26 protein-coding genes are annotated in these 24,063 nt (G+C 61.6%); 11 read left to right on the top strand and 15 right to left on the bottom strand.

From position 1 onward, the window contains the following. Window positions 1-33: 33 nt before the first annotated feature. Entirely contained in the window at window positions 34-330 is a 297-nt protein-coding gene (locus tag AC2FML_RS12470; protein ID WP_170342229.1) for an HNH endonuclease, read from the top strand. Here the strand turns inward: AC2FML_RS12470 and AC2FML_RS12465 are convergent, their stop codons facing one another. The 3 genes from AC2FML_RS12465 to AC2FML_RS12455 are packed head-to-tail and all read right to left on the bottom strand — an operon-like array spanning window position 331 to window position 2,416. Continuing rightward, window positions 331-1,065 (bottom strand): VOC family protein, encoded by a 735-nt coding sequence (locus tag AC2FML_RS12465; RefSeq protein ID WP_496783365.1) that lies wholly within the window; start codon window positions 1,063-1,065, stop codon window positions 331-333. It abuts the gene before it with no gap. Then, on the bottom strand, window positions 1,062-1,670 hold the full coding sequence (locus AC2FML_RS12460; protein ID WP_496783363.1) for an enoyl-CoA hydratase/isomerase family protein: 609 nt from the start codon (window positions 1,668-1,670) through the stop codon (window positions 1,062-1,064). The genes AC2FML_RS12465 and AC2FML_RS12460 overlap by 4 nt, the downstream gene beginning before the upstream one ends. After that, window positions 1,667-2,416: an SDR family oxidoreductase gene (locus AC2FML_RS12455; RefSeq protein WP_496783361.1), complete on the bottom strand. Its 750-nt coding sequence runs from the start codon at window positions 2,414-2,416 to the stop codon at window positions 1,667-1,669. The genes AC2FML_RS12460 and AC2FML_RS12455 overlap by 4 nt, the downstream gene beginning before the upstream one ends. 133 nt (window positions 2,417-2,549) lie before the next feature. Between AC2FML_RS12455 and AC2FML_RS12450 the strand changes: the two genes are divergently transcribed. Then, window positions 2,550-4,073, top strand: a complete 1,524-nt coding sequence (locus AC2FML_RS12450) for a DUF2125 domain-containing protein (RefSeq protein WP_496783359.1) — start codon at window positions 2,550-2,552, stop codon at window positions 4,071-4,073. A 78-nt stretch (window positions 4,074-4,151) separates the two neighbouring features. Here the strand turns inward: AC2FML_RS12450 and AC2FML_RS12445 are convergent, their stop codons facing one another. Further along, window positions 4,152-5,078, bottom strand: coding sequence for a hypothetical protein (locus AC2FML_RS12445; RefSeq protein WP_480434335.1), 927 nt, complete (start codon window positions 5,076-5,078; stop codon window positions 4,152-4,154). 210 nt (window positions 5,079-5,288) lie between these two features. Between AC2FML_RS12445 and AC2FML_RS12440 the strand changes: the two genes are divergently transcribed. From AC2FML_RS12440 to lpxK, 4 genes are read left to right on the top strand one after another with little or no spacing between them, the layout of a single operon-like run. Continuing rightward, window positions 5,289-6,635 carry a TldD/PmbA family protein gene (locus AC2FML_RS12440; protein ID WP_496783356.1) on the top strand — a complete coding sequence of 449 codons (1,347 nt, stop codon included), beginning with the start codon at window positions 5,289-5,291 and terminating at the stop codon, window positions 6,633-6,635. Then, window positions 6,622-7,422: a 3'(2'),5'-bisphosphate nucleotidase CysQ gene (locus AC2FML_RS12435; RefSeq protein ID WP_496783354.1), complete on the top strand. Its 801-nt coding sequence runs from the start codon at window positions 6,622-6,624 to the stop codon at window positions 7,420-7,422. The genes AC2FML_RS12440 and AC2FML_RS12435 overlap by 14 nt, the downstream gene beginning before the upstream one ends. Next, window positions 7,419-8,654: a 3-deoxy-D-manno-octulosonic acid transferase gene (locus tag AC2FML_RS12430; RefSeq protein WP_170433969.1), complete on the top strand. Its 1,236-nt coding sequence runs from the start codon at window positions 7,419-7,421 to the stop codon at window positions 8,652-8,654. The genes AC2FML_RS12435 and AC2FML_RS12430 overlap by 4 nt, the downstream gene beginning before the upstream one ends. Continuing rightward, window positions 8,641-9,639 (top strand): tetraacyldisaccharide 4'-kinase, encoded by a 999-nt coding sequence (lpxK, locus tag AC2FML_RS12425; RefSeq protein ID WP_170420008.1) that lies wholly within the window; start codon window positions 8,641-8,643, stop codon window positions 9,637-9,639. The genes AC2FML_RS12430 and lpxK overlap by 14 nt, the downstream gene beginning before the upstream one ends. On the opposite strand, the gene AC2FML_RS12420 is transcribed toward lpxK, so the two are convergent. From AC2FML_RS12420 to AC2FML_RS12410, 3 genes are read right to left on the bottom strand one after another with little or no spacing between them, the layout of a single operon-like run. Further along, the gene (locus tag AC2FML_RS12420; protein WP_496783351.1) at window positions 9,636-10,748 is read right to left on the bottom strand and encodes a CaiB/BaiF CoA transferase family protein; all 1,113 of its coding nucleotides are present in this window, start codon (window positions 10,746-10,748) and stop codon (window positions 9,636-9,638) included. The genes lpxK and AC2FML_RS12420 overlap by 4 nt on opposite strands. After that, a complete protein-coding gene (locus AC2FML_RS12415; protein WP_170360782.1) occupies window positions 10,748-11,413 on the bottom strand; it encodes a DsbA family protein in 666 nt (221 codons plus the stop codon). Before AC2FML_RS12415 ends, AC2FML_RS12420 begins: the two co-directional genes overlap by 1 nt. Window positions 11,414-11,426: 13 nt before the next feature. Beyond that, the gene (locus tag AC2FML_RS12410) at window positions 11,427-11,933 is read right to left on the bottom strand and encodes a DUF721 domain-containing protein (protein ID WP_496783348.1); all 507 of its coding nucleotides are present in this window, start codon (window positions 11,931-11,933) and stop codon (window positions 11,427-11,429) included. An 81-nt stretch (window positions 11,934-12,014) separates the two neighbouring features. Between AC2FML_RS12410 and mutY the strand changes: the two genes are divergently transcribed. Together mutY and AC2FML_RS12400 are read left to right on the top strand one after the other, a co-directional pair. Then, window positions 12,015-13,106 carry an A/G-specific adenine glycosylase gene (gene mutY / locus AC2FML_RS12405; protein ID WP_496783345.1) on the top strand — a complete coding sequence of 364 codons (1,092 nt, stop codon included), beginning with the start codon at window positions 12,015-12,017 and terminating at the stop codon, window positions 13,104-13,106. Between the two features lie 23 nt (window positions 13,107-13,129). Then, window positions 13,130-14,266 (top strand): alkane 1-monooxygenase, encoded by a 1,137-nt coding sequence (locus AC2FML_RS12400; RefSeq protein ID WP_496733634.1) that lies wholly within the window; start codon window positions 13,130-13,132, stop codon window positions 14,264-14,266. A 6-nt stretch (window positions 14,267-14,272) separates the two neighbouring features. On the opposite strand, the gene AC2FML_RS12395 is transcribed toward AC2FML_RS12400, so the two are convergent. The 4 genes from AC2FML_RS12395 to AC2FML_RS12380 all read right to left on the bottom strand — a co-directional run bounded on the left by AC2FML_RS12395 (window position 14,273) and on the right by AC2FML_RS12380 (window position 18,207). Further along, the gene (locus AC2FML_RS12395; protein WP_170341274.1) at window positions 14,273-15,658 is read right to left on the bottom strand and encodes an adenylate/guanylate cyclase domain-containing protein; all 1,386 of its coding nucleotides are present in this window, start codon (window positions 15,656-15,658) and stop codon (window positions 14,273-14,275) included. A 145-nt stretch (window positions 15,659-15,803) separates the two neighbouring features. Next, window positions 15,804-16,907, bottom strand: coding sequence for a site-specific DNA-methyltransferase (locus AC2FML_RS12390; protein WP_170341272.1), 1,104 nt, complete (start codon window positions 16,905-16,907; stop codon window positions 15,804-15,806). Between the two features lie 106 nt (window positions 16,908-17,013). Next, window positions 17,014-17,631, bottom strand: coding sequence for a ribonuclease HII (gene rnhB / locus AC2FML_RS12385; RefSeq protein ID WP_480637289.1), 618 nt, complete (start codon window positions 17,629-17,631; stop codon window positions 17,014-17,016). Between the two features lie 111 nt (window positions 17,632-17,742). After that, window positions 17,743-18,207: a hypothetical protein gene (locus tag AC2FML_RS12380; protein ID WP_496783343.1), complete on the bottom strand. Its 465-nt coding sequence runs from the start codon at window positions 18,205-18,207 to the stop codon at window positions 17,743-17,745. Window positions 18,208-18,383: 176 nt separating this feature from the next. On the opposite strand from AC2FML_RS12380, the gene AC2FML_RS12375 reads away from it, so the two are divergent. The 3 genes from AC2FML_RS12375 (at window position 18,384) to AC2FML_RS12365 (ending at window position 21,019) form a co-directional block, all read left to right on the top strand. Beyond that, window positions 18,384-18,671, top strand: coding sequence for a hypothetical protein (locus AC2FML_RS12375; protein WP_093964235.1), 288 nt, complete (start codon window positions 18,384-18,386; stop codon window positions 18,669-18,671). Next, window positions 18,643-19,344 carry a winged helix-turn-helix domain-containing protein gene (locus AC2FML_RS12370; protein WP_093964234.1) on the top strand — a complete coding sequence of 234 codons (702 nt, stop codon included), beginning with the start codon at window positions 18,643-18,645 and terminating at the stop codon, window positions 19,342-19,344. Before AC2FML_RS12375 ends, AC2FML_RS12370 begins: the two co-directional genes overlap by 29 nt. Window positions 19,345-19,447: 103 nt before the next feature. Next, on the top strand, window positions 19,448-21,019 hold the full coding sequence (locus tag AC2FML_RS12365; RefSeq protein ID WP_170360768.1) for a DUF427 domain-containing protein: 1,572 nt from the start codon (window positions 19,448-19,450) through the stop codon (window positions 21,017-21,019). 108 nt (window positions 21,020-21,127) lie between these two features. Here AC2FML_RS12365 and AC2FML_RS12360 read toward each other — a convergent pair whose 3' ends face one another. The 4 genes from AC2FML_RS12360 to AC2FML_RS12345 form a co-directional block, all read right to left on the bottom strand. Next, window positions 21,128-21,889, bottom strand: a complete 762-nt coding sequence (locus AC2FML_RS12360; protein ID WP_496733626.1) for a DUF1217 domain-containing protein — start codon at window positions 21,887-21,889, stop codon at window positions 21,128-21,130. Window positions 21,890-21,921: 32 nt separating this feature from the next. Continuing rightward, a complete protein-coding gene (gene flbT / locus AC2FML_RS12355) occupies window positions 21,922-22,323 on the bottom strand; it encodes a flagellar biosynthesis repressor FlbT (protein WP_496783341.1) in 402 nt (133 codons plus the stop codon). Further along, entirely contained in the window at window positions 22,323-22,697 is a 375-nt protein-coding gene (gene flaF, locus AC2FML_RS12350) for a flagellar biosynthesis regulator FlaF (RefSeq protein WP_170370107.1), read from the bottom strand. Before flaF ends, flbT begins: the two co-directional genes overlap by 1 nt. Before the next feature lie 78 nt (window positions 22,698-22,775). Then, entirely contained in the window at window positions 22,776-24,023 is a 1,248-nt protein-coding gene (locus tag AC2FML_RS12345) for a flagellin N-terminal helical domain-containing protein (protein ID WP_170360760.1), read from the bottom strand. Between the last annotated feature and the right edge of the window lie 40 nt (window positions 24,024-24,063).

Genomic DNA, 24,063 nt, shown 5'->3' with positions numbered 1-24,063 from the left:
TCACTTGCGTTCAGCCGCGACTGTGTTCCGGTGATGACGAACAGCGATCCGATCTGCCCGCTCTGCAACCGCCCGATCCCGAACGGGACCGGCAGCCTGCACCATCTGATCCCAAAACTCAAAGGTGGCAAGGGCGGTCCCACGGTTCTGCTGCACAAGATCTGCCACAAGGAGGTGCACGCCACCCTGACCGAAGCCGAGCTTGCGCGAGACTTCAACACTGTCGAAAGCCTGCGCACGCATCCCCGGCTGAACCGATTTCTGGACTGGGTACGCAAACGTCCGCCTGGATTTCAATCCAAAGTCCCGGGCCGACGCCGCGGCCGTTGATCAGGCTGGCAGGAACGGGTCACCCATCGGGTCTGTTTCCGTTGCAGCCAGGCCCTCGACCTCGATGCCCAGAAAGTCTGGCGCGGGAACGATCCGCGCATCGGGAATATGCTGATATTCCAGGGTGGTATAGGGACGTTTCCACAGCCATTCGCGATTTGCGACCGCCCAGAGATCAGGGTCCGGCGGCACCTCGGTCGTGAAGGCATAGAAATGCAGATCAAACCCGTGCGAGGCCACGTCCTGCATGGAAAGCAGGCGCAGGCCCAAATTCCTGCAAAACGCATCCTCTGCCGAAATGTCGCCGGTCCGCAGAGTGATCTGGCCCACGGCGGCCTGTCCGAACGGGTTCTCATCCCGCTGCTTTTTGGGCCGCTTCCCCTCAAAATCATGCTGAAGAAGCTCGATCGAGAAGCCTTCGAGGTCCGAGAGGTGGCACATGTAACCGATATCTCGAAACTGGGCCGGACGGCTGACGTTGATGCCAGCGCGCCGAAGCCATTCCGCCGCTTGGTCGAGATCTGGCAAGGTGATGCCGATCTTCCAGTATCTCTGACCCCGGTCGTGGGCGTATCCGCCGCCTTCGGGCAACAGCAGAAGGTCCGCGCTGGGCCCCGGATAGCCCACTCGCCGCGCATCTCCCTCGGCACGAACGACCATGCCGAAGTTTACCTTGTAGAACTCGGCCAGCCGTGCGGGATCAGCCACACGCAGGCGAAGGGCAGCGATCCTCATCCGCACATCCCGGCGATAACGGCCGCCGTCTGCGGATCAGCGGCTAGGCTGTCGGCAACCAGGTCCCGCGCGGCTTGCATCAGATCTTCCGGAGCGACCACCCGGTCCACCAGGCCAAAGGCAAGCGCTTCGTCCGCCGTGACCTTCTGGCCTGCCATCAGGATCAACTTGGTCCGGGCGGGGCCGATCAGCGCCCGCATGCGTTTCACGTCCGATGGCTGCGGCAGGAACCCCAACCGCATGACCGGGTAGAAGACCTTGGCCGTGGGCACCGCGATGCGCAGGTCACAGGCCAAGGCCATACCGTTGGCCCCGCCCGCCATGGTGCCGTTCAACGCAGCGACGGTCAGGCAGGGCAGCGCCGCGATGGCTCCGGACAGACGCTCCCACAGGTCCGAGGTCGCAAGGCCTGCCCGCGCCTCGTCCAGATCGGCGCCGGCACTGAACACCTTGCCCGCTCCGGTCAGGATCAGGGCGCGCGCCTCTTGGGCCGCTTCCGCGATCTGCAGCAGGTCCGACAACATGGCCCCGGTCAGGGCATTGGCCTTGCCGGGGTTGTTGATCGTGACCGTCCACAGACCGTCCTGCTGGGTCAGGTCGATCACGTCAGGCCGATCCTCTGGCGAATGTCATCACGGCGCAGCGAAATCTCGGTTCCCAGAAACTCGTCCGAATCTTCCGAGCACATCCACAGCAGCGCCCGCGCCGGCCAGTCGGCCGGGATGTGATCGTCCCAGTCCAACTGGCTGACCGGGTTGATGCCGCTGGCCTTGATGACCCGCTGCATGTCGGTCGCCACCGTGCCCGGGGACAGACCCATGGCACGTATGCCGTGATGCGCCTCTTCCAGGTGAAGACATTCAGTCAGCATTTTCGCCCCGGCCTTGGACGCGCAGTAGTGGCTCCAGGCCTCGACCGGGTTCGAGGCGGCTCCGGAGGAAACGGTCAGAACCGTCCCGCCGCCCGCCGCCCGCATCAGCGGCAGAACCGCGCGCTTCCCGTGGAACACACCTTTGAGGTTGATATCGATGGCCTTGCTCCAGGCTGCTGGATCGGCATTTGACAGGTGAAAGATTGGATCGATCACACCCGCATTGCCGATCAGCACGTCCACGCGGCCAAAGCGGTCGGCGCAATCCGCAACCGCTTGTTCCACCTGCGCAAAATCGCTGACGTCGCAGGACAGCGCGATGGCGTTCTCACCCAGTGCCGCGGCCAATGCATCGATCTGATCATGGCTGCGCGCTACCAGCGCGACATTGGCGCCGGCTGCGGCAAATACGCGCCCTGCTTCGGCGCCGATGCCGCGGCTGGCTCCGGTGATCAGTACTGTTTTGCCCTTCATATGCATCCTGTAATCCTTTTGGATTGAAATCGGGTAAAGTGGTACCGCGCAAACGGGGAAATCGTCCAGCCCTTGCCCCTTGACGGCAGCCGCGACAACCACGACCATGCGCGCAATTTTTACCGAGAAGGGTTCCCTAATGTCCGTTTTCTTCCGCCGCAGCTGCGGTGCCGCGCTGGCCTATGCCGTTGCAACCCAAGGCGCTTTTGCCGATCTGTCCGCCAACGATGTCTGGTCGGATTGGCAGGCCTACATGGGCAGCATGGGGTACACCATCACGGGCGAGCAGAACACCTCTGGCGACGTCACCACCATCACGAACATGACCATGAAGATGGACCTTCCCGAGGGAGAAGGCTCGTTCGACATGGTCGTTCCGGAAATGACCCTGACGGAAAACGGCGACGGAACGGTCAGCATCGAATTCCCCGAAAGCTTCCCCATGACGGTATCCGGCCAGGCCGAGGAGGAAGAATTCTCGGTGGATATCCTGTACTCGCAGACCGGGTTGAAAATGCTGGTTTCGGGGTCGCCCGACGACATGACCTATGACTACTCTGCCAGCAAGCTGGCGCTGGCGCTCGACAACATCATGGTCGATGGCGAAGCGATGCCCGACGACGCGCTGGATCTGGGTTTTGAGATGATCAACCTGGCCGGTGCATCCCGGATGCAGATCGGAGAGGGCCGCAAGGTCGACCAGAACTTCACCGCGGCAAACCTGACCTATGACCTGAGTTTCCAAGAGCCGGAAACGGGCGAAGATGCCCGCATCAACGGCAAGCTCGACCAGCTGGAGTTTGAAGGCAAGAACGTAATCCCCGAAGGCTTCAGCCTGGCGGACGTGGAAGGCGCATATGAGGCTGGTTTTGCCTTTGACGGGATCTTCACCTACGGCGCAGGCCAAACCAGCATCGCAGGCACCAGCGAGGGCGAGGCTTTCTCGATGGCCAGCAGTTCGGACGGTGGCCGCTTCGGTGCCAGCATCGACGCCGAGCGTCTGGCGTATGACGTCGAACAGAACAATGCAAAGCTGGAAGTAACCACGGCAGACCTGCCGTTTCCCATCGAGATTGCAATGGCGAAGGCCGGTTTGAAACTCGAGGCACCTATCCAGGCATCCGAAGAGGTCGAGCCGTTCGGCTTTGCGATGAACCTGACAGACTTCACCATGTCCGACATTCTGTGGAGCATGTTCGACCCCGCAGGCGCGTTGCCACGCGATCCAGCCACGATCGCGCTGGATGCAGCGGGCACCGCAAAGATTCTCCTGAACTTCCTGGACCCGGAAGTTGCCGAAGCATTGGAAGGCTCGGACGAGATTCCGGCCGAACTGCATTCGCTCAAAATCAATGAACTGCTGGTCTCGATGGTCGGTGCCAAGCTGACGGGCACCGGTGATTTCACCTTCGACAACTCGAACACCGAAGAGTTCGGAGGCGTTCCGGCGCCGGCGGGTGAGGCAAACCTCCAGTTGGTGGGTGCCAACGCCCTGATCGACAAGCTGATCGGAATGGGGTTCATGTCCGAGAACGACGCCATGGGCGCGCGCATGATGATGGGGATGATGGCTGTTCCCGGCGACCAGCCCGACACGCTGAACTCCAAGATCGAGTTCACCAAGGACGGCCAGATTTTGGCCAATGGTCAACGGATCAAGTAACCTCGCTTGGCCTGGCCTTCGACCAAGGGCGCGGTGTTCCGCGCCCTTTTTCTTTGGCTCGATGCAATCTCGGGCTTTTCAGGTCTTCAAATCAAGTTCCTGCACCAGAGCCCGGGCCATCCGCCGTGTGACTTTGCGCCCGTCGAACAGTGCTGGTACGGGATGCTCAGCCGCGATGCTCGCCATATGAAATCGGTGGTTTCCATCGTAGAACTTGAAGTTTGTTTCGCACAAGAACAGTTGACCGGTCTTGGCACAGGGAAGGATATCGTGGGCATAAAGCCCGACACCCAAAGCGGCCTTTACACCCCTCGCAATCGCGTTGATCCGGCCAATGTTGGGCGTGATCAGCAGCCTGTGAAAATACCTTATCATCTGAGGGTCTACGGGTGTGTCACGGGTATGGACGCTGGCTTCGCGTCCCGCTCTAACCCAAGAAAACAGAACCTGGTCGCCCACCGCTTGCGCACGAATGCAGACGTGCCACATCTCACCTTCATACTCGTGACGACAATCGACATACTCGGTGTTGTAACGATCCGGGTCCAACTCTGCGGCATTCCCGACAAGCTGAACCGGAACATGAGCGTTCGAAACTTCGTTCGAGAACGCAGTTTCAAACGAAGACCCAGTCTCGATAAGCCGGGGCATTGGAACCCCAGCCGCTGTCAGAACCTTGTTCTGACGGATCTTGTGCCCGACGACGCGGCCGTGTTCGACCGAGTGCAAAATCCTGTGGCCCAGTGCCTCGATTTCAGATTCCCGCGCACGCAGCCAGTCAACTTTTTCGTTCTGAACGACAAACAGCTCGTTGTAGTGAAGCAGAACGTAACTCTGCGGGTCGTCGATCGCACCGCGTGCCATCAAGTCGGCGAAGGGCAAAACCTCGGAGGGAACGCCCAGCTTACCCATCACCCGAGTCAGGCGCACGATGATGTTGCGGGACCCTTTGCCCTTGGCCAGGACGCCGGGCTCGTCAAACTCAACCACAAAGAAGCGCGCCAAACCTCATACCTCAAATTTCAGTGCCGCCGGGCGACCGGTCATTCTCTGCAGTCAGCTTACCCTGCAGCTGCGGCCCTTCCCAGCGGGATCTATTTCCGTAGACCCCGATTTCCCAACGTGCCGACACCATCCGTGACGCATTGGATACACCCAAGGGCTTGCGAGGCGGGTTGACCAAGGCTAGGTCCAATACAATCAATTGGAGGCACCATGACCCGATCACCCGAAGCAATCAGCCACGAAATGCTGGACCTGGCCCGCAAGGCCGGAGCCGAAGCGGCCGACACGATCGTGATCGACGGATCCTCGGTCTCGGTCGAGGTGCGTGGCGGCGCTTTGGAGCACGCCGAACGCGCCGAAAGCACCGACGTGGGGTTGCGTGTTTTCATCGGCAAGCAGCAGGCCATCGTGTCCGGCTCGGACAGTCGTCCCGAAACGCTTGCCGCCATGGCCGAACGGGCCGTAGCGATGGCGTGCGAAGCGCCCGAGGATCCGTTCGCTGGCCTTGCAGATCCGGAACAACTGGCCAGCGGTTTTTCCGTGGACTCCTTGGAGCTTTTTGACCCCACGCCCGAACCTTCAGCAGACGCACTGATGCAGGACGCGCTGACCGCCGAGGCTGCGGCCCTGGCGGTGGAAGGCGTTACCCAGGTATCTGATGCGGCGGCATCCTATGGCACCCACCGGGTTCATCTGTCCGCGACAAATGGATTTTCCGGTGGCTATGCGCGCAGCAGCCGCTCGGTTTCATGCGTGGCGATCTCGGGCGAAGGCACCGGGATGGAACGCGACTATGACGGAGACAGCCGCAGCTTTCAGTCCGACCTGCGCAGCCCCGACGAGATCGGCCGGATCGCGGGAGAGCGTGCCGTGCAGCGAGTGGGTGCCCGAAAGCCGGAAACAGGGCGTTTCCCGGTATTGTTCGACGAGCGGATCTCGTCCTCATTGATCGGACATCTTCTGGCGGCCAGCAACGGCGCGGCGGTGGCCCGCGGTGCCTCCTGGCTCAAGGACAGCTTGGGCCAGCAGGTGCTGCCTGCACATCTGTCGCTGATCGAAGACCCCCATCGCCCCAGAATTGCGGGAACGCGCCCGTTTGATGCCGAAGGATTGCCGACCGCGCGCCGGATGATCGTCGAAAACGGCGTGCTGACCGGATGGACCCTGGATCTTTCAAGCGCGCGCAAACTGGGCATGAATTCCACCGGGAACGCCGCCCGTGGCGTGTCCGGTCCTCCATCTCCCAGCAACTGGAACCTGAGCCTGACCCAGGGCGAAGCCAGCCGCGACGACCTGCTTCGCGACATGGGAACGGGATTGCTGGTGACCTCGATGATCGGTTCCACCATCAACCCAAATACCGGCGATTACTCACGCGGTGCGTCGGGTTTCTGGGTCGAAAACGGAGAGATCTCGCACCCGGTCAACGAATGCACCATTGCCGGAAACCTGCGGGACATGCTGATGCGGATCATCCCGGCCAATGACGCACGCACTTATCTGTCCCGTGTCGTGCCCTCGCTTCTGATCGAAGGGATGACACTTGCCGGAAACTGACCTGTCCCTGCTGATCGACGCCGCACGTGAGGCCGGCCGGATCGCCGTCGCCTATGCGGGCCGCGAGATGCAGAGCTGGGACAAACCCAAGGGCGCCGGTCCGGTGACCGAGGCTGATCTGGCCGTAAACGCGATGCTGGAACAACGCCTGCCCAGCGCGCGGCCCGGATATGGCTGGCTGAGCGAGGAGACCGAGGACAATCAGGACCGGTTGACCCGTGACCGAGTGTTCATCATCGACCCGATCGACGGCACCCGCAGCTTTGCCGAAGGGTCGCGCACCTGGGCGCATTCATTGGCGGTCGCCGATCGCGGACAGGTCATCGCCGGCGTGATCTACCTGCCGATGCGCGACATGCTGTTTGCAGCCGCGCGGGGACAGGGGGCAACCCTGAACGGTCAGCCGATCCGGGTGACCGCGGCGGCCACAGAGGCCGAAGCCGAGGTTCTGGCCGCAAAGCCGAACCTGAAACCGGATCATTGGCAGGACGGGGTCGCGCCGATCTTCCGTCGGGCCTATCGCCCGTCGCTGGCCTACCGTATGGCGCTGGTCGCACAGGGCAGGTTCGACGGGATGCTGACCTTACGCCCAAGCTGGGAATGGGACATCGCGGCCGGGGACCTGATCCTGCGCGAAGCAGGCGGCACCTGTACTGACCGTACCGGGCGCCCGCTGCGGTTCAACAACCCTAACCCACGGCTGAACGGTGTTGTTGGCGCCGGCTCCGAATTGCACGAGATTCTGTTAGAACGTCTGGATCAGCCAATTCAGGGGCAGCGGGCATGAGCAAACCGCGATCCCTCAGCCTGGCGGCCTATCGCGCGTTGTCCTGGGGTGTTCCCAAGCCCCCCGGACACAACACACCGCCTCGCCCCGCAGGTGAGTTGCTGTGGATTCATGTTGCCAACGTTCAGCGCCTGCGCGCGGTGAACGACTTTTGCAAGCGGCTGCAGCAGTCCCGGCCGGGGCTGTCGATTCTGTTGACCGTCCCGCCTGACGCTGACCTGACACGCTGGGCAGGCTGCGACATGGAACTGGTTCCGCTGCCTGACGAAAAAACCGGCGCGGCGCGTGGATTCCTGGAGCACTGGCAACCCGACATGGGGCTGTGGGTCGGCGGCGGCCTGATGCCCAACGTGATCACCCGCGCGGCCGAACGCGGTATACCCATGGTCCTGCTTGAGGGCGAGAACGACGTTCGTGTTGCCTTTGTCGGGAAATGGCTGCCGGACATCAACCGCTATACCTTTGACTGCTTCCGTGCGATCCACGTCACGTCCGAGGACGCAGCCCGGCAAATCCGACGTCTGGGCGTCCCGGCTTCGAAGGTGGCACTGTTTCCGCCGCTCAGTATCAGCCCCACCCTTCGCCCCTGGCCCGAGGACGAACTGATCGAGACGAACCATGCGTTGGCAGGGCGGCCGGTCTGGCTGGCGGCGTGGGTCGACGCCAAGGAATTCATCTCGGTTCTCAGCGCACATCGGCAGGCCATGCGGATGCTGCCGAGGCTGGCCCTGATCCTGCATGTTGCGGACATGTCCGAGGCGGCGCCCCTGCGCAAAAGGCTGGAAACGATGGACCTGCGCTGTGCCAACTGGGAAGATGGGGACATGATCGAAGACATGACCCAGGTCATCCTTGCGTCGGACCCCGAGGCCCTTGGCCTTTGGTATCGCGTCTCTCCGGTGACGTTCATGGGCAGCACGCTCGAGTCGGGAATAGGCGGGCATGACCCGATCGCGGCCGCAGCCCTGGGCTCGGCCCTGATCCATGGACCGGACGTGAGCGGCCACAAGGCCCTGTATGACGCGCTTGATGGTGTAGGAGCCGCTCGAGAGATTCGCACCGCCACCGAATTGGGCGACACTGTCGTTGAACTGCTGGCCCCGGACTTGGCCGCGAACATGGCCCTTGCCGGCTGGCAACTGGTGACTGAGAGCGCGCCCCAGGTGGATACTCTGATCGACATGGTACAGGAACATCTGGACCAGCACGGAGCGGAACATGAGGGCGCCTGAATTCTGGAACAACGCGCCGGATCACCCCGGCCTGCGCGCAAGACTGCTGGCGCCGCTGGGCCGCGTCTATGCGCGGGCTACGGCCCGGCGGGTGGCGTCGGGGCCCGGGGTTGATCCGGGTGTACCCGTGATCTGCGTCGGCAACCTGAATGCTGGCGGCACCGGAAAAACGCCGACGGCGATCTGGGTTCTTGAACAGCTGCGCGACGCGTATCACACGCCGCATGTGGTCACCCGCGGCCATGGCGGATCGCTTGAGGGGCCGGTTCGGGTCGACCCGGTCCGACACACGGCGGCGCAGGTTGGTGACGAGCCACTGTTGCTGGCGGCCTTCGCCGAGGTCTGGGTCGCCAAGGACCGTGCCGCCGGCGCCCGCGCCGCAGCCGAGGACGGCGCCACCGCGATCGTGCTGGACGACGGATTCCAGAACCCTTCGGTGGCCAAGACATTCTCGGTCGTCGTGGTGGACGCGGTCCGTGGCTTTGGCAACGGCTTGTGCCTGCCGGCCGGACCGCTGCGCGAGCCGGTCGACGTGGGGCTGCAACGGGCCGATCTAGTACTGTCGCTGGGCGACTTGGCCGCGCAGGAACAGTTCGCGCAGCAATGGGGCGACAAGCTGGGCGTTCCGCACGCAACCGGTCAGGTCATGGCACTGCAAACCGGGATGGACTGGAGCGAAACTCCGGTTCTGGCCTTTGCCGGTATCGGCCACCCCGAGAAGTTCTTTCAAACCTTGCGCCAACAGGGCGCGCGGCTGCTGCGGGCCGAGGCGCTGGACGATCACCAGCCGTTGACGCCGGCCCTGATGACCCGGCTGGAAAACGAGGCGCGGCTGCTGGGCGCGCAGATGGTCACCACCGAAAAAGACGCCGTTCGCCTGCCGCCCGCCTTCCGCAGCAAGGTCATCACCCTGCCGGTGCGCCTGCAGGTGTATCAAGCCGACGACGTGCGTCAGCGGTTGCTGACGGCCGCGCCGCCGCCCTAGTCGTCTTCGCCCAGTTTCGGGGCGGGGCGCGAAAGGTTCAGATCGGCATCCGAAAAGACGAATGGCGCGCGAATCCCCGGCACCCCGTCCAAGTCGATCTGCATGCCGCGTGCGATTACCTGCGGATCGGCCATGACCTCGTCCAGCGTATTGATCGGCCCGGCGGGGATGCCCTGCGCCTCGCAGGCGGCCAGCAGGTCGGCTTTGGCCCAGGTCGCCGTGGCCCCGTTCAGCCGTGCAATCAGGGTGCGGCGATTGGCCAGCCGGTCCTTGTTGTGCAGGTATTCGGGCGCCTCGGCCATGTCGGGCATGTTCAACACCTGGCACAGGCGCTGATATTGCCGGTCATTGCCGGTGGCGATGATGATGTGACCGTCGGCACAGTCGAACACCTGATAGGGCGCCAGGTTCACATGCGCGTTGCCCATGCGCTGCGGCACCTCGCCGGTGGTCAGATAGTTCAGCGCCTGGTTTGCCGTGACCGCCACGGCCACATCCAGAAGGGCCATGTCCACATGCTGCCCACGCCCTGTGCGCTGGCGCTGGTGCAAGGCGGCCAGAACCCCGGCCACCGCATAAATGCCGGTGAACACGTCGGTGATCGCCACGCCTGCCTTCTGCGGCTGGCCGTCGGGCTCTCCGGTCACGGACATCAGCCCGGACATGCCCTGGATGATGAAATCATACCCGGCCCGATGCGCATATGGCCCGGTCTGCCCGAACCCGGTGATGGAGCAATAGACGAGGCGCGGGTTCAACTGGCTGAGGTTGTCAAAGTCCAGCCCGTATTTCTTCAGCCCGCCGACCTTGAAATTCTCGATCACCACATCGGCGTCAGCGACCAGCGCGCGCACCTTCTGCTGCCCTTCGGGGGTCGAGAAATCGGCGATCACAGACGCCTTGCCGCGATTGGTCGAATGGTAATAGGCCGCCGAGACATCCTGATCGCGGGTCACGAAGGGCGGACCCCAGGCGCGGGTGTCGTCGCCGGCCGGGGATTCCACCTTGATGACCTCGGCGCCCAGATCGGCAAAGGTCTGGCCGGCCCAGGGGCCAGCCAGAATGCGCGCCAGTTCGACAACCTTGAGACCGGCCAGAGGCCCGGTCATCAGTTGCCCAGTTCCTTTTCGATCAGCGCCTTGAACTCGTCATAGGACTGGTTGTCGACCTTCTTGCCGTTGACGACAAAGGAAGGGGTGGCCTGGATACCGTCTTTCTCGGCGTTTTTCTGGTACCAGGCGACGAGGGTCTGCGCCTTGGTGCCGTCCTGCAGGCAGGCTTCCAGCTGATCGTTGCTCAGCCCGGCCAGACGGCCGATCTTGCGCAGTTCTTCCACGATCTCGGCCGGGCCGCCGGCGCGTGTCCATTCGGACTGGCCCTGATAGATCAGGTCAGTGATGCCAAAGAACTTTTCGGGGCCACCACAGCGCGCCACCATCGACGCCCAGATGCCGTAGCGGTCGAAATAGACCTCGCGGTAGATGAACTTGACCTTGCCGGTGTCGATGTATTCCTTCTTGAGCTGCTTGTACGGCCCCTGATGGAAGTTCGCGCAGTGCGGGCAGGTATAGGACGCGTATTCGATGATTTCGACCGGTGCATCCTCGGCCCCCTGCACCATCTCGACGATGGTCGAGGTGTCCAGATCGGCGTTTTGCGCTTCGGCGCTGCCGACCAGTTGTGGCACAGGCACGGTGCTTGGCGATTGGGTCAGCCAATAGCCGCCTGCGGCCAGCGCCACGGCCGCGCAGATTACGGTTGCAATACGGCTCATACTCAGCCCTTTCTCAGCGTTTTTGTTTGGATAGAACGTTCCGGCCCAGTCGTTCAAGGGCCGCGCGCAAGTCTTGGTCGTGAACCTCGCGCGTCACTTTGTCTGCCTCGGCAACGACTTCCGGTGCGATGGTGGGTTTCGCCTGTTTCGACCGATGCTCGAAACTGGCCTGCCCCTCGGCAAATCCTGTAGGAGCAGTCTGGGTGATGCGGATGCGGCTGATGGCACTGTAGCCATAGACGGCATTCACTTTGTCGCGCAGACGGTCCTTCTGCATCTCGAGCATCGGGGCCTGCGGTCCGGTGGTCAGCACGGTCAATGTGGCGCCGAACCCACCCTTTCCATAGCCCACCTTGACCGGTCGGGCGATGGCGGCGATGTCGGGGCCCACGATATCGGCCCAATGGGTCAACAGGCGCGACACGGCAAAGCCGCGACTTTCACCGGCTTTGCGGATCCGATCGCTCAGCAAGGACGCGGTGCGTTTGAACCCGCGGGTGGTGGACCGTCTTGGTTGCATCTGGTTTCCAACTCCTGCGCCGCTATTGTAATGGGCGTGCATCCGGGCGCCAGCGAAACTCGACAGAGAAATGGATAAAACTTGCGTGACACCGCCACTTTCGACCTGAGCCGCAGCCTGCTTGCCTGGTACGACCGTCATGCCCGCGATCTGCCGTGGCGGGTCAGCCCCGCCAACAGGGCCGCGGGCGTGCAACCCGACCCCTACCGCGTGTGGCTGTCCGAGGTGATGCTGCAGCAGACCACGGTGGCCGCCGTGCGGGATTATTTCCTGCGCTTCACCTCGCGTTGGCCGGATGTCCGGGCGCTGGCCGCCGCACCCGATGACCAGGTGATGGCGGAATGGGCCGGGCTGGGCTATTATGCCCGCGCCCGCAACCTGCTGAAATGCGCCCGCGCGGTGGTGGAGCAGCACGACGGGCGCTTTCCAGACAGCCATGATGCGCTGCTGAAGCTGCCCGGCATCGGCCCTTACACCGCCGCGGCCATCGCGGCCATCGCCTTTGACCGGCCGGAAACCGTGCTGGACGGAAATGTCGAGCGGGTCATGGCCCGGCTGCATGACATCCACGACCCGTTGCCGAAGTCGAAACCTCTGCTGAAGGCGAAGGCCGCCGCGCTGACCCCTGACGAACGCCCCGGCGACTATGCCCAGGCGGTGATGGATCTGGGGGCCACGATCTGTACGCCGAAATCTCCGGCCTGTGGCATCTGCCCCCTGCGAGACCCGTGCGAGGCCCGCGCTGCCGGAACACAGGCCGACCTGCCGCGCAAAACACCCAAAGCGCCGAAGCCCACCCGTCTTGGCCACGTCTACATCGCGCAGCGCGCCGATGGCGCAATCCTGTTGGAGCGCCGACCGGAAACGGGGCTGTTGGGCGGGATGCTGGGCTTTCCGGGCTCGGACTGGGCCGAGGACGCGGCCGAGACGCCGCCCTTTCCGGCTGATTGGACCCTGTTGCCCGCCGAGGTGCGCCATACCTTTACCCATTTCCACCTGATCCTGCGCGTCTGGACCGCCGCCGTACCCGCAGAGGTGGACCCCGTGGGGTTGGTCGTGACGCCCATACATGCCTTTCGCCCCGGCGATCTTCCGACCGTGATGCGCAAGGCGCATGATCTGTGGCGCGGCAGTTCTGCATCTGGGAAAATGGATCGGGCAGGATTATCCTGACGGCAGAGTTTCGGAGCCTGACCATGATCTCGACTGACACCCTGTCGCGCTGGCAAACAGCCCTTCCTTTCTGGGTTTCGTTCCTATTGATCCCGATCCTGTGGTTCACCGCTTTCGCCGGCGGCTGGTGGGTATTGCTGGTGCCGCTGTCCACCTGGTGGTTGTTTGCAGCGCTGGACGGGCTGACCGGGCTGAACCTTGAAAACGCCGACCCCGAAACGCCCGAGGACGCGCTGCGCTGGTACGTCCTGCTGACCAAGGCCTGGGTTCCGGTCCAGTTTTTCACGCTCTATGGCCTGATCTGGTACGCCACCCGCGCCGAACATCTGTCATCACTGGAAAAGATCGGGCTGTTCTTCGGGATGGGCGTGATCTCGGGCACGATCGGCATCAACTACAGCCACGAACTGATGCACCAGAAGGGCCGGCTGGAGCGGTGGCTGGGCGACATCCTGCTGGCGATGGTTCTGTATTCGCATTTCCGCTCCGAACACCTGCTGGTGCATCACCGCTATGTGGGCACGCCGCGCGACCCCGTGACCGCACGCTACAACGAAGGGTTCCACCGCTTCTACCCGCGCGTCCTGCGCCAGTGCCTGGTGTCCGCGTTTCAGGCCGAAAAGGCCAAGCTGGCGCGCAAGGGGCTGAACTGGACGGACCGGGCGAACCCGTTCTGGCGGTATTGGGCGCTGCAGGGATTGATGCTGGCGCTGGCGCTGCTGCTCGGCGGGTGGGCGGGGCTGGGGCTGTTCCTGGTTCAGGCCGGCACTGCGATCTGGCAGCTGGAGCTGGTCAACTATGTCGAGCATTATGGGCTGACGCGCAAATACTTGGGCGACGGCAAGTACGAACATGTCCGGCCGCGCCATTCGTGGAACGCCGCGCACAAGGCCTCGAACTGGCTGCTAATCAATCTGCAACGCCACTCGGACCATCATTACAAGCCCAACCGGCGGTTTCCGCTGCTGCAGAACCACCCTGCCGAAGCGGCCCCGCAACTGCCCTATGGCTATCCGGTGATGACGATCGCGGCGATGGTCCCGCCGCTGTGGCGGCGTGTGATGAACCCGCGGGTGCGGGCTTGGCGGCGACAGTACTACCCCGAGATCACGGATTGGAAGCCGTACAACAAGGCAATGCTTCCGATGCCACGGTCCTGAGAGCGGTCAACGCAGCGCCCAGATATCGACCGGCCGCTCGACGCCGCCAACCGCCTGTGCATCGTGGCGCTGGAACCCGTTCATCAGATCGGCAGCCGTCGACGCTTCGCTTAGGGCCTTTTCGCGCAGCGCGTCGCTGATGACAATCCGCGCACCCATCTTTCGCGTCATTGCTTCAAGCTTGGCAGCCAGATTGACCGCGTCTCCGATCACCGCGAATTCCAGCCGGTTGGCCCCGATGTCGCCCAGAACGACCGGACCGTAGTGAACACCGATGCCAACCTGAATCTCCTGCTCGCCTGCCCGTCGGCGTTCCAGATTCCAACGGTCGATGATGTCAGCCATTGACCGCGCGCAGGACAGGGCGTTGACCGCGTCCAGCGGGGTTGGAACCGGCGTGCCGAACGTGGCCATCAGCCCGTCGCCCAGATACTTGTCCAAGGTTCCGTGGTGATGGAACACCTCGGCCTCCATTCGCGCATGGAAGCCCCGCAGCACCTCGATCACCTCATACGGGTCGCGGCCGGCAGCGAATTTCGTGAAGCCCACGATGTCGATGAACAGAACCGCGATGTTTTCCTTGCGCACCTGCTTGAGCGGTTCGTCGTTCTGGCTCAGCTCCTCGACCACGTTGGGCGAGAAGTATCGCGACAGGTTGGCGCGTTCCCGCTCCAGTCCGGCATTTGAGATCAACAGGCGATTGAGCCGCCGCATCGACACGCCCAGCGTAACCGCGACCATCATGAACACGATCACCTCTTGCACGCGCATCGGAACCATGAAGCTGTTGGGGTCCAACAGTTCGGCCACGGCCGGATAGCCCTGCAACGCGGTGGCAACCTTTTCGCTGAGGCCAGAGATGGGCGTGGCCACCCACCAGGCGACGATCCAGCCCGCCGTCCACATCAGGGCCGTCCAGCTGCCCATGGCGATCACCGTGCGCCAGGAATAGGCCAGCGTACCTGCGGCCAGGATGATGAAGAAATACTGGAAATTGTCGAACCGGTACTGCATCGCCAGCGGGCGCACATCGTCGCTGAACGGGTTGGGAACGACCATGCCCAGCGTCATGATCAGCAGATCGGCGAAAATCAGCAGAAGCTCGATCCGGGATTGGCCCACACGGCCAGCGCGCCGGATCAGCCAGCCGTTGCCGCAGAGCAGCAGCAGGATGAAATGATACCACATCACATCCCAGTTCGGATTCAGAAACACTAGCAGGACACCGGTCAACGCCATGGCGATCCAGCGGGCGCGGACGGCCAGTTCCAGCCCCTCGCGCTTGTGCCGTTCCAGCGCGGCTTCGGTGTATTTGTTGTCCAAATTGAATTTGTCCGGCGTGGTCACGAAAAACCGCTGAAACCGGGATTGGCTGGCCGTGGTATCAGACATTCCTGATGCTCCCTCGCTATGTAGCGGGATATGGGGTCGCACCATCCAAACATCACGGGGCACAAAACAAAAGACCCCGCCGGGTTCGGCGGGGCAAGGCTTGGTACCATGTGTCAGGCCACAGGCACCGGCGGTATTGGTGTGATCAGTTGTGCAGTTCGGCCCGGATCTGCTGGCGCAGCACGTCGATCGGAACGGTTTTTCCGTCGCGCTTGAAGCACCAGTATGTCCAGCCATTGCAGGACGGCGCGTTTTCCAGATGCGCGCCCACCTGATGGATCGAGCCCTTGATGTTGTCGCCCACCAGCGTACCGTCGGCCCGCACCTTGGCCTTGTGCCGCTGGTTCATCGAATACAGCTCTTCGCCCGGGCGCAGCATGCCGCGTTCGACCAGCTGGCCGAAGGGCACGCGCGGCTCGGCGCGTTTGCTGGCGCTGACCTCGAGCGCGTCACGGTCAAACTTGCGCACCTTGGCGATGCGCTTTTCGGCCACCTTTCGATAGCTGTCCTCACGCTCGATCCCGATGAACTCGCGGCCCAGCATCTTGGCCACCGCGCCGGTGGTTCCGGTGCCGAAGAACGGGTCAAGCACCACGTCACCCGGATTGGTCGAACCAACCAGAACCCTGTGCAACAGCGACTCGGGCTTTTGCGTAGGGTGCGCCTTGTCACCATTTTCATCTTTCAGGCGCTCGTGGCCCGTGCAGATCGGCAGCACCCAGTCGCTGCGCATCTGCACGCCTTCATTCAAGGCCTTCAGCGCCTCATAGTTGAAGGTGTATTTCGCCCCTTCCCGCTTGCTGGCCCAGATCATCGTTTCATGCGCGTTGGTGAACCGCTTGCCCCGGAAATTCGGCATCGGGTTCGACTTGCGCCAGATCACGTCGTTCAAAATCCAATAGCCCGCATCCTGCAGGGCCGAGCCCACGCGGAAGATGTTATGATACGAGCCGATCACCCAGATCGCCCCATTGGGCTTGAGCAGGCGATGCGCGGCCTTCAGCCACTCGCGGGTAAACTGGTCATAGGCGGCAAAGCTCGAGAACTGGTCCCAATGATCATCGACCGCATCCACCTGGCTGTTGTCCGGGCGATGCAACTGTCCTTTCAGCTGCAAATTATACGGCGGATCCGCAAAAATCAGGTCAACCGACGCCTCGGGCAGACTGTTCATCACCTCGATGCAGTCGCCAGATAGAATCGTGTTTAAAGGGAGCGCGGATGCGCCCTTTGTCTTGGTAGTTGTCATGTCTCTGCCTCAAGTTCCACGGCGCTTTTGCGCTCATTTGGTTGAGACTAGGATGAGTCAAACCGGATTCGGCGTCAAATTCTTTTTTGAATCAGAGGGTTACGATTTACTCTTGATACAAGATATTGTGGACGGGCTTGAACGAACGTCTATGGTGTGGGGTTACCCCAAGATATTGCAGCGCCTCGCGGTGTTGTTTGGACGGATAGCCCGCATTGGTTTCCCAGCCGTAGCCCGGATGCTGTTGCGCCAAATCCACCATCAGTTGATCGCGCCAATTCTTTGCAAGGATCGACGCCGCCGCAATCGAGACTGACTTCGCGTCCCCTTTGACCACGGCCTGCGCCGGCAAGGTCAGCCCTTTGGGGATCAGATTGCCGTCGATCAACAGGTAGTCCGGCGCAGGATGCAGGGCGGCGACGGCGCGCTCCATCGCCAGATGAGAGGCATACAAGATATTGAGGTCATCAATTTCCTCAACCGACGCCTCGGCAATGGCAAACTCGGCCCGGGCGCGCAGATCTTCGTCAAGGGTGCGCCGCCTTCGCGCCGTCAGCTTCTTGGAGTCATTCAAACCGTCGGGGATGTCTTGCGGATTCAGAATGACCGCGGCCGCCACGACCGGACCGGCCAACGGGCCGCGGCCCACCTCGTCTACACCGGCTATTCGGGGGTAGCCCTGCGCAATCAGCGCCTGTTCCAATTCAAACGTCGGAGTCGTCATCCCCTCGGCAAACCGCTTTTTGGTCCGAACCGCAACAAAAAAGAAGGAGGCGACCCAGGCCGCCCCCTTCCCGCACAGCGCTTCTGCGGCGCTGCTCCTGCTCGAAACCGATTACTGGTAAACCATGCGGTATCCTTTCTGGCGCAGGCAGGCGGGTTCGTAGGCCCGCTTCACCTTCTTGCCGTCCCAGAACCCCACTTTGCACTGTTGTGGCAGGCTATTGGCATGATTGTAGTGTTTCTCGAGGCAATTCGGCCCCAGCAAAGGACGTTTCTTCGAATAGCCTTTGTAGGTCTTCAGGCAACGCTGCGGCAGGTCATAGCGGGCGACACGCCGGGGCAGCGGGCGGATATGATCGGGCCGAACGTTTTGCGGCTGGTAGACATAGTTGTTCTGCCGGGTGACACGCTCTTTGCGCTTTTCCTTGTTATAGTGATTGACGGCCGCACCGATGATGGCAATGGCCGCCAACCCGCCCAGAATATCATGGGCGTCGGCCGCCTTGGCCTGGGATGCGGAAACGCCGGTGATGGCGACTGCGGTGGCGACGACGAGGGCGATGAACTTCCGGTGCATGACAAGTGTCCTTTCAAAGCTGGACGCGGCGCCACTGGCTGACCGCGAAACTGATGCAACAGCTTTCGGCCACCCGCCGACAGACAAGCAATAACGGCCCAGTGTTATCCGATATCATCGCCGCAAACCCTTTGAGATATTGAATATCGTGCCAAGCCATGCGCAGTATGCAGCCTATGAAACAGATCCTCTCTTTCCTGGTCGTTGCGACGTTGATATCGCTGAGCACCACCGTTTCGGCGGCCGAATGCTATGCCGATTACAAGGCCAAACAGGACAACCCGCTGCGCCTGCACTATGGCGTGATGCAGGTGTCCGCCTGCAAAAAGGGGCAAGCCAAGCAAGAGGTGGCCAAAAGGCTGAAATCCTCGGGGTGGACGTTGCTCAACGTGATCAGCGTTTTTGGACCGGAAGGGTTGGATCAAAGGAAGGCCAATGCCGGAAAATTCTATCTCCGTTTCTGAGGCTCGGCGGTCTGGCACCCGGCTGGTCGGAGCAGGCATCGCCGCAATCGTTGTGATCCTGATCACGGCCGCAGCCTTTTTGTTCTGGACCCTGCCCGATGCCAATGCTTTTAACGCACGGGTCGAGCGGCTGTTCGTCGAAAGCGATCTGACCACCCAGGCTGAAATCCGATTGCTGGAGATCCTCGCGCAATCCGGAACCGCATTTGCCGACACGCTGGCCAGCTACCGGATGGTGATCTTCGTGCTGCTGATCTTTGCCACGGCCATGCTGTTGGCCGCCTTGGTCTTTCTGGTGATGCTGGTGACGTTGAACCGTCGAATGGCCCAGATCGAGCGCACGGGAATCCAGGTCACGTCGCTGCTGATCAGTCGCGAAGAGAACACCGTCTACCTGAACAACATGGATTTCAAGCTGACGCCCGCAGCGATGGAAACACTGGCCGTCTTGGCCGAGTCCCGTCTCGACGACGAAGTGCTGTCGGGGGTTCAGATCGAAGCCATGATCTCTGGCCGAGACATATCGGACTGTGACGAAGCTGCCGGGGCCACGCGCATCAAACGGCTGCGGGACGCGCTGGGAAATCAGATGGTCAGCGAGCTGTTGGTCAAAAACATCGCCAAAAAGGGCTATATGCTGGCGATCGAAAAAGACGTGATCCAGATGGTCTGACCACCTCGGCCGTGGATCGCGATCGGTAAATTCTGTGTTGCGCCCCTTGGAAATCGGGCTGCAAAAGCCCATCCTCTAGGGACCCGGGCAAGGGAGACGGCCGATGAATGTCCACGCCACACGGAATACGAACGGCTACGGAATTTCGATCGAAACGCTTGACGGCAGGGTTGCCATCTACCGCGATGACATCCTTCTGGCTGAAAGCACGAATGCCAAGGTCATGTATGAAACCCGGCTGCCGCCTGCGATTTATGTTCCGCGCGAAGACGTGCGCGTTGATCTGAGCGGCGAGACCGAGTTGCAGACCTTCTGCCCGTTCAAAGGCACGGCAACCTATCACGATGTCCTGATTGGCGATGAACGGTTGGCAAACTCGGTTTGGGCCTACGAGGATTCCCTGCCTGAAAGCAAAGCCATTCAGGGTCACATCGGCTTCATGCCGGCGGCCTACACTCATATCGATCTGGGCGACAATCAATTGCGCCAACCGCGAGACGGCAACATCAGCGGCCCGTTGATCGATTGGTTGATGCGTGGCGCGGGGTCGATCTCAACACCGGAAGATTTCACCAAGACCCTGGCCGAAAAAATGCTGGAACACGGCATCGCCATTCAACGTCTCAGCATCCTTGTCTGGTCGCTGCATCCCCTGATCGCAGGCAAGCACTACATCTGGGAAAAGGGTGCCGAGGAGATTTCGACCAATATTCCAACCTACGAGATTCACGACCACCCCGCGTTCATCAACAGCCCCTTGCGGCATGTCTCGAACGGATTGGGCGGCGTTCGGCAACGGCTGAACGTAGACAACCCCCACAACAGTTTCCCCATCATGGAGGACCTGCGCGCAAAGGGGGGCACCGATTACGTGGCAATGCCTCTGCCGTTTTCCGACGGGCGTATCAATGTCCTGACGTTGACCTGCGACCACCCCAACGGCTTTACCACGGAAAACCTGGGGCTTGTCTTTGAGTGCTCGGCCGTCATCGCCCGCTACTATGAGGTGTTCATGCAGCGCGAGAATTCTCAGGCCCTTCTCGAGACCTATGTGGGCAAACGAACCGGGGCCCGCGTTTTGGGCGGCGACATTCGTCGCGGCGACGGCGATGACATCGACGCGGCCATCATGTTCTGTGACCTGCGCAACTCGACCAGCCTGGAAGAGGATCTGGGCCGCACGGAATACATCAACCTGTTGAACGAATTCTTCGAAACGGTGTCCGGCATCGTCCACGACAACGACGGTGAGGTTCTAAAATTCATCGGCGACGCCGTTCTTGCGGTTTTCCCGGCAGGTGAGGACCCCGGCAAGGCACGGTCAGACGCTCAGCGCAGTGCCGTTGAAATCGTCGAGAAATTGGCCGAGCTGCGTCGCTCCGACAAGAACCGGCAATGCGATTGCTCGATCGGCGTATCGTTCGGGCGTGTTACGTACGGAAATGTCGGTTCGCGCGAGCGGCTTGATTTCACGGTGATCGGACATGCAGCCAATGTCGCGGCGCGGTTGGGCGAGTTCGGCAAGCTCAATGGCCATCGGATCGTCGTTTCCGAAGATATCGAGCCGGCCTGTTCCCGGGCCGTTCCATTGGGGCCGGTCGACTTGCACAACGTTTCGCATCCGGTGATGTCTTTTGCCTTGCAGACATCCGCTGACACGGTTCTGGATGCCTGAGCATCCGGCACCCTTGCCCCCCCGATCCCAAATAGCCATTCATAGCTGCGCACGGCACTGGTGCGCTTTCTGATCCTGGCGCGAGGTACTGACCTTAGCCCGAACGGTTCAACTTGCGGCGCCCAGCAAAATCAACGCAGTTTGCGCGGGAGAAATCGAACTCTGCATCTGTGCGATCTGAGTTCGGGCGAGATAAGTATCCGTCAGTTCGGCAATTGCATCGGCATCGACGAACTGCGAAAGGTTCGGCGAACCGGTCACTCTGCTCAGCTTGTCCCGAAATACGTCCAGCTGCTTGTCGATATCCAGCTGGCCAAAGCTTGACGGCAGGCCCAACGCTGTTTCCATCATGCTGCGCAACGGCGGCAGGCTCATCAGATCGTACCACTTCTTGGTCTCGCTTCCGGACTGCCCGGCAAGGTCTTTCAAAGCGTGCTGGGCAAAAAGTGCGATCCGCATCGAGTCGTCGGTTTCTCCGACCGAGCTTTCGAACCGGGCGACGACATTCTTCTGAGCGATCTTGTCCATGTCAGTGATCAGTGCGGTTTTCCGAACTTCGCCCGGACCCAAGCCGAATGCTTCGGAAAACTCCCGATATCTGCTGTCAGCAAGCCGGTTCGCAAGGGCGTCATCCGAACTCGTACCGTCTGACAAGACCTTTTGAATGAAGTACCGATTGTCCAGGTCACCTTCCAATCCGAACGCGCCCAACGCGACCTGCAGCAGGCGTCGGTCAGAGACCAGATCTTCTGCCGAGCGGACGTTTCGGATGTTTTCCACAAAATACTGCGTGTCCCGGTCATTGACCGCCGAGGTGGAAAAGGCCTGCAACTGGGCGTCATAGGTGCGCTGCAAAAAACGCCACCCCACGATACCCCCAGTTGGAATGACCGGCAGGAATGTCATTGCCGATAGGCCATCAGACGCTCTTCGCGCGGCAGCAACGATCGAAGCGCCTTCAGGCATTTGTAGTACTGCTCGGTTACCAGGGCTTCGGTCGCCTGTGCCAGGACCTGGCGACTGTCGGCATCCGTGAAGACCTGGCTCAGTTCCTCGATCCGTCGCAGCAGCTGTTGTTTTGCGTCTCCGGCTTCCAGATCTCCGGACAGGACCAGCTGGGCCGCGTAACACACGCGCCGGACCGGGGTTGTCACTTCGTCGGGATGTATCGCGTCGCGCAACCGAAGGACATTTGCCTCGGGCGTCATAATTGAAAAGCGGGTCCGTCGGTCGCCGTTCTCGATCACTACGCCATTGATCAGAACCCGCTCTTTCGGAGCCAGCTTCAGAACCAGCCCGCCCATCACGCGGTCCCCCGCTGACGCAGCCCGCGCAAAACCGCCAGATTGATTTCAAGCAGCGGCTCGACCCCAGCCTTGCTGGCCAGAACCTGGCCCGTGTGCTGCTCGGTGAACTCGGCCAGATAGAAGATCCGCGCGCGCAGCTCATTCGGCAGTGCATTGTCCGAATCCACGACGCCGTTGGCCAGAACGGACCACAAGCGGCGGTTTTCATGCAGGGCCTGAACAAAGCCCGAGAAATCCGAGGCTTTGCGCGCAGCCGCTGCCTTGAGCCGATGCGTGATCTTTGAAATCGCCTCATATTCGGTATCACGCGGGGTTCGCGTCGGGGCGGCGGACTGAGCATATGCCCGTTGGGCAAGCGTTTGCGGGGTCACTTGAAATCCTTTCAAAAGGCCGTCGTGTTTGCAGTCACAGCCGGGGCGCGTTGGTCACACCCCGACCAAGTTTCCGCCTTAGCGGAACAGCGACAGGATCGACTGCGGGGCCTGGTTGGCGATCGACAGCGATTGTGTCGCCAATTGCTGCTGTACCTGCAGGGCCTGCAGACGGGCCGAGGTCTCTTCCATATCGGCGTCCACCAGCGAGCCGATGCCGGATTTGAAAGAGTCAGTCAGGTTCGAGATGAACTCCTTCTGCGTCTCGATCCGCCCTTGCGCCGAACCGAACGCGGCCGACGCGTCAATCGCCGTATCGATCAAGGTTTCGATCGTGCCCAGTGCTGCGGCAGCGCCGGCGCTGGTCGAAACGTCAATCGACGACAGCGCGCCAAGACCGCCAGAACCGGCATTGGTGAACTGGGCCGAAACGGTTACGTCGCGATCTGCGTCAGCACCAGCGGTTGCTGTCCCGGTCACGAAGGACAGGGTGCCCGGCGCGCTGGAGTCATAGTCGATCGCTACACCGGTGATCCCAAGCGCGTCGATCTGGTTCTTCAGCCCCACTGCCACGATGGCATCTGTGTAGGCAGAGTCATAGGTTCCCGAAGGGTCCAGATCGCTGGCCTGCACGGTGTATGATGCAACTTTGTCCCCGATGGTGATCGACACTTTGTCACCGACGGCGAAGTTGTCTGTCGAACTGTCGATCACGATGTCACCGGACCCGCCGGACTTGTCCATTGTGAACCCGGCGGCGTCATTGTCAGTGGTCGCGTTGTCCGAGCCGGCCAGAACGCCCTTGCTGGCATATCCACCGGTCGACAGGTCCTGGCTGGCCACCGAAATCGACGACGCGGTCACGTTGCCAGCGCTGTCGCGATCCAGCGACGACAGGATCGATGCGGTGCCCGCTGACCCGTCCACAAGATTGAGGCCGTTGAACTGTGCGGCACCGACAACCGATGCGATCTGGTCCCGCAGGGCGGCTACGTCATCATTGATCTTGCCGCGGTCGACGTTGTCCTCCTGCGCGGCGACGATCTTGTTCTTCATCTGGGTCAGCAGGTCGGTCACGGTTTCCGAAGCGTTCCGGGCCACGGCGACAGTCGATTCACCCAGTGCCAGGCTATCCTTGATCGCATTGAAACCGTTGACATCGGATTCCATCACCTTGGAAATCGCCCATACGGCCGAGTTGTCCTTGGCCGTAGCGACATCCTTACCCGTCGAAATCGCGTTCTGGGTTGCTGCAAGGTTCTTGTTGACCGATTTCAGAGTCTGCAGCGCAACCATCGCGCCGTTGTTTGTCAGAATGCTGGACATGTTTTTCATCCTTTTCCATTCGGGCATTCTTCGCCCAGTG

The sequence above is a fragment of the Ruegeria sp. BHSC029 genome (assembly GCF_059613085.1).
The sequence above is the reverse complement of the archived record's forward strand: the minus strand, read 5'-3'. Positions and strand labels throughout refer to the sequence as shown.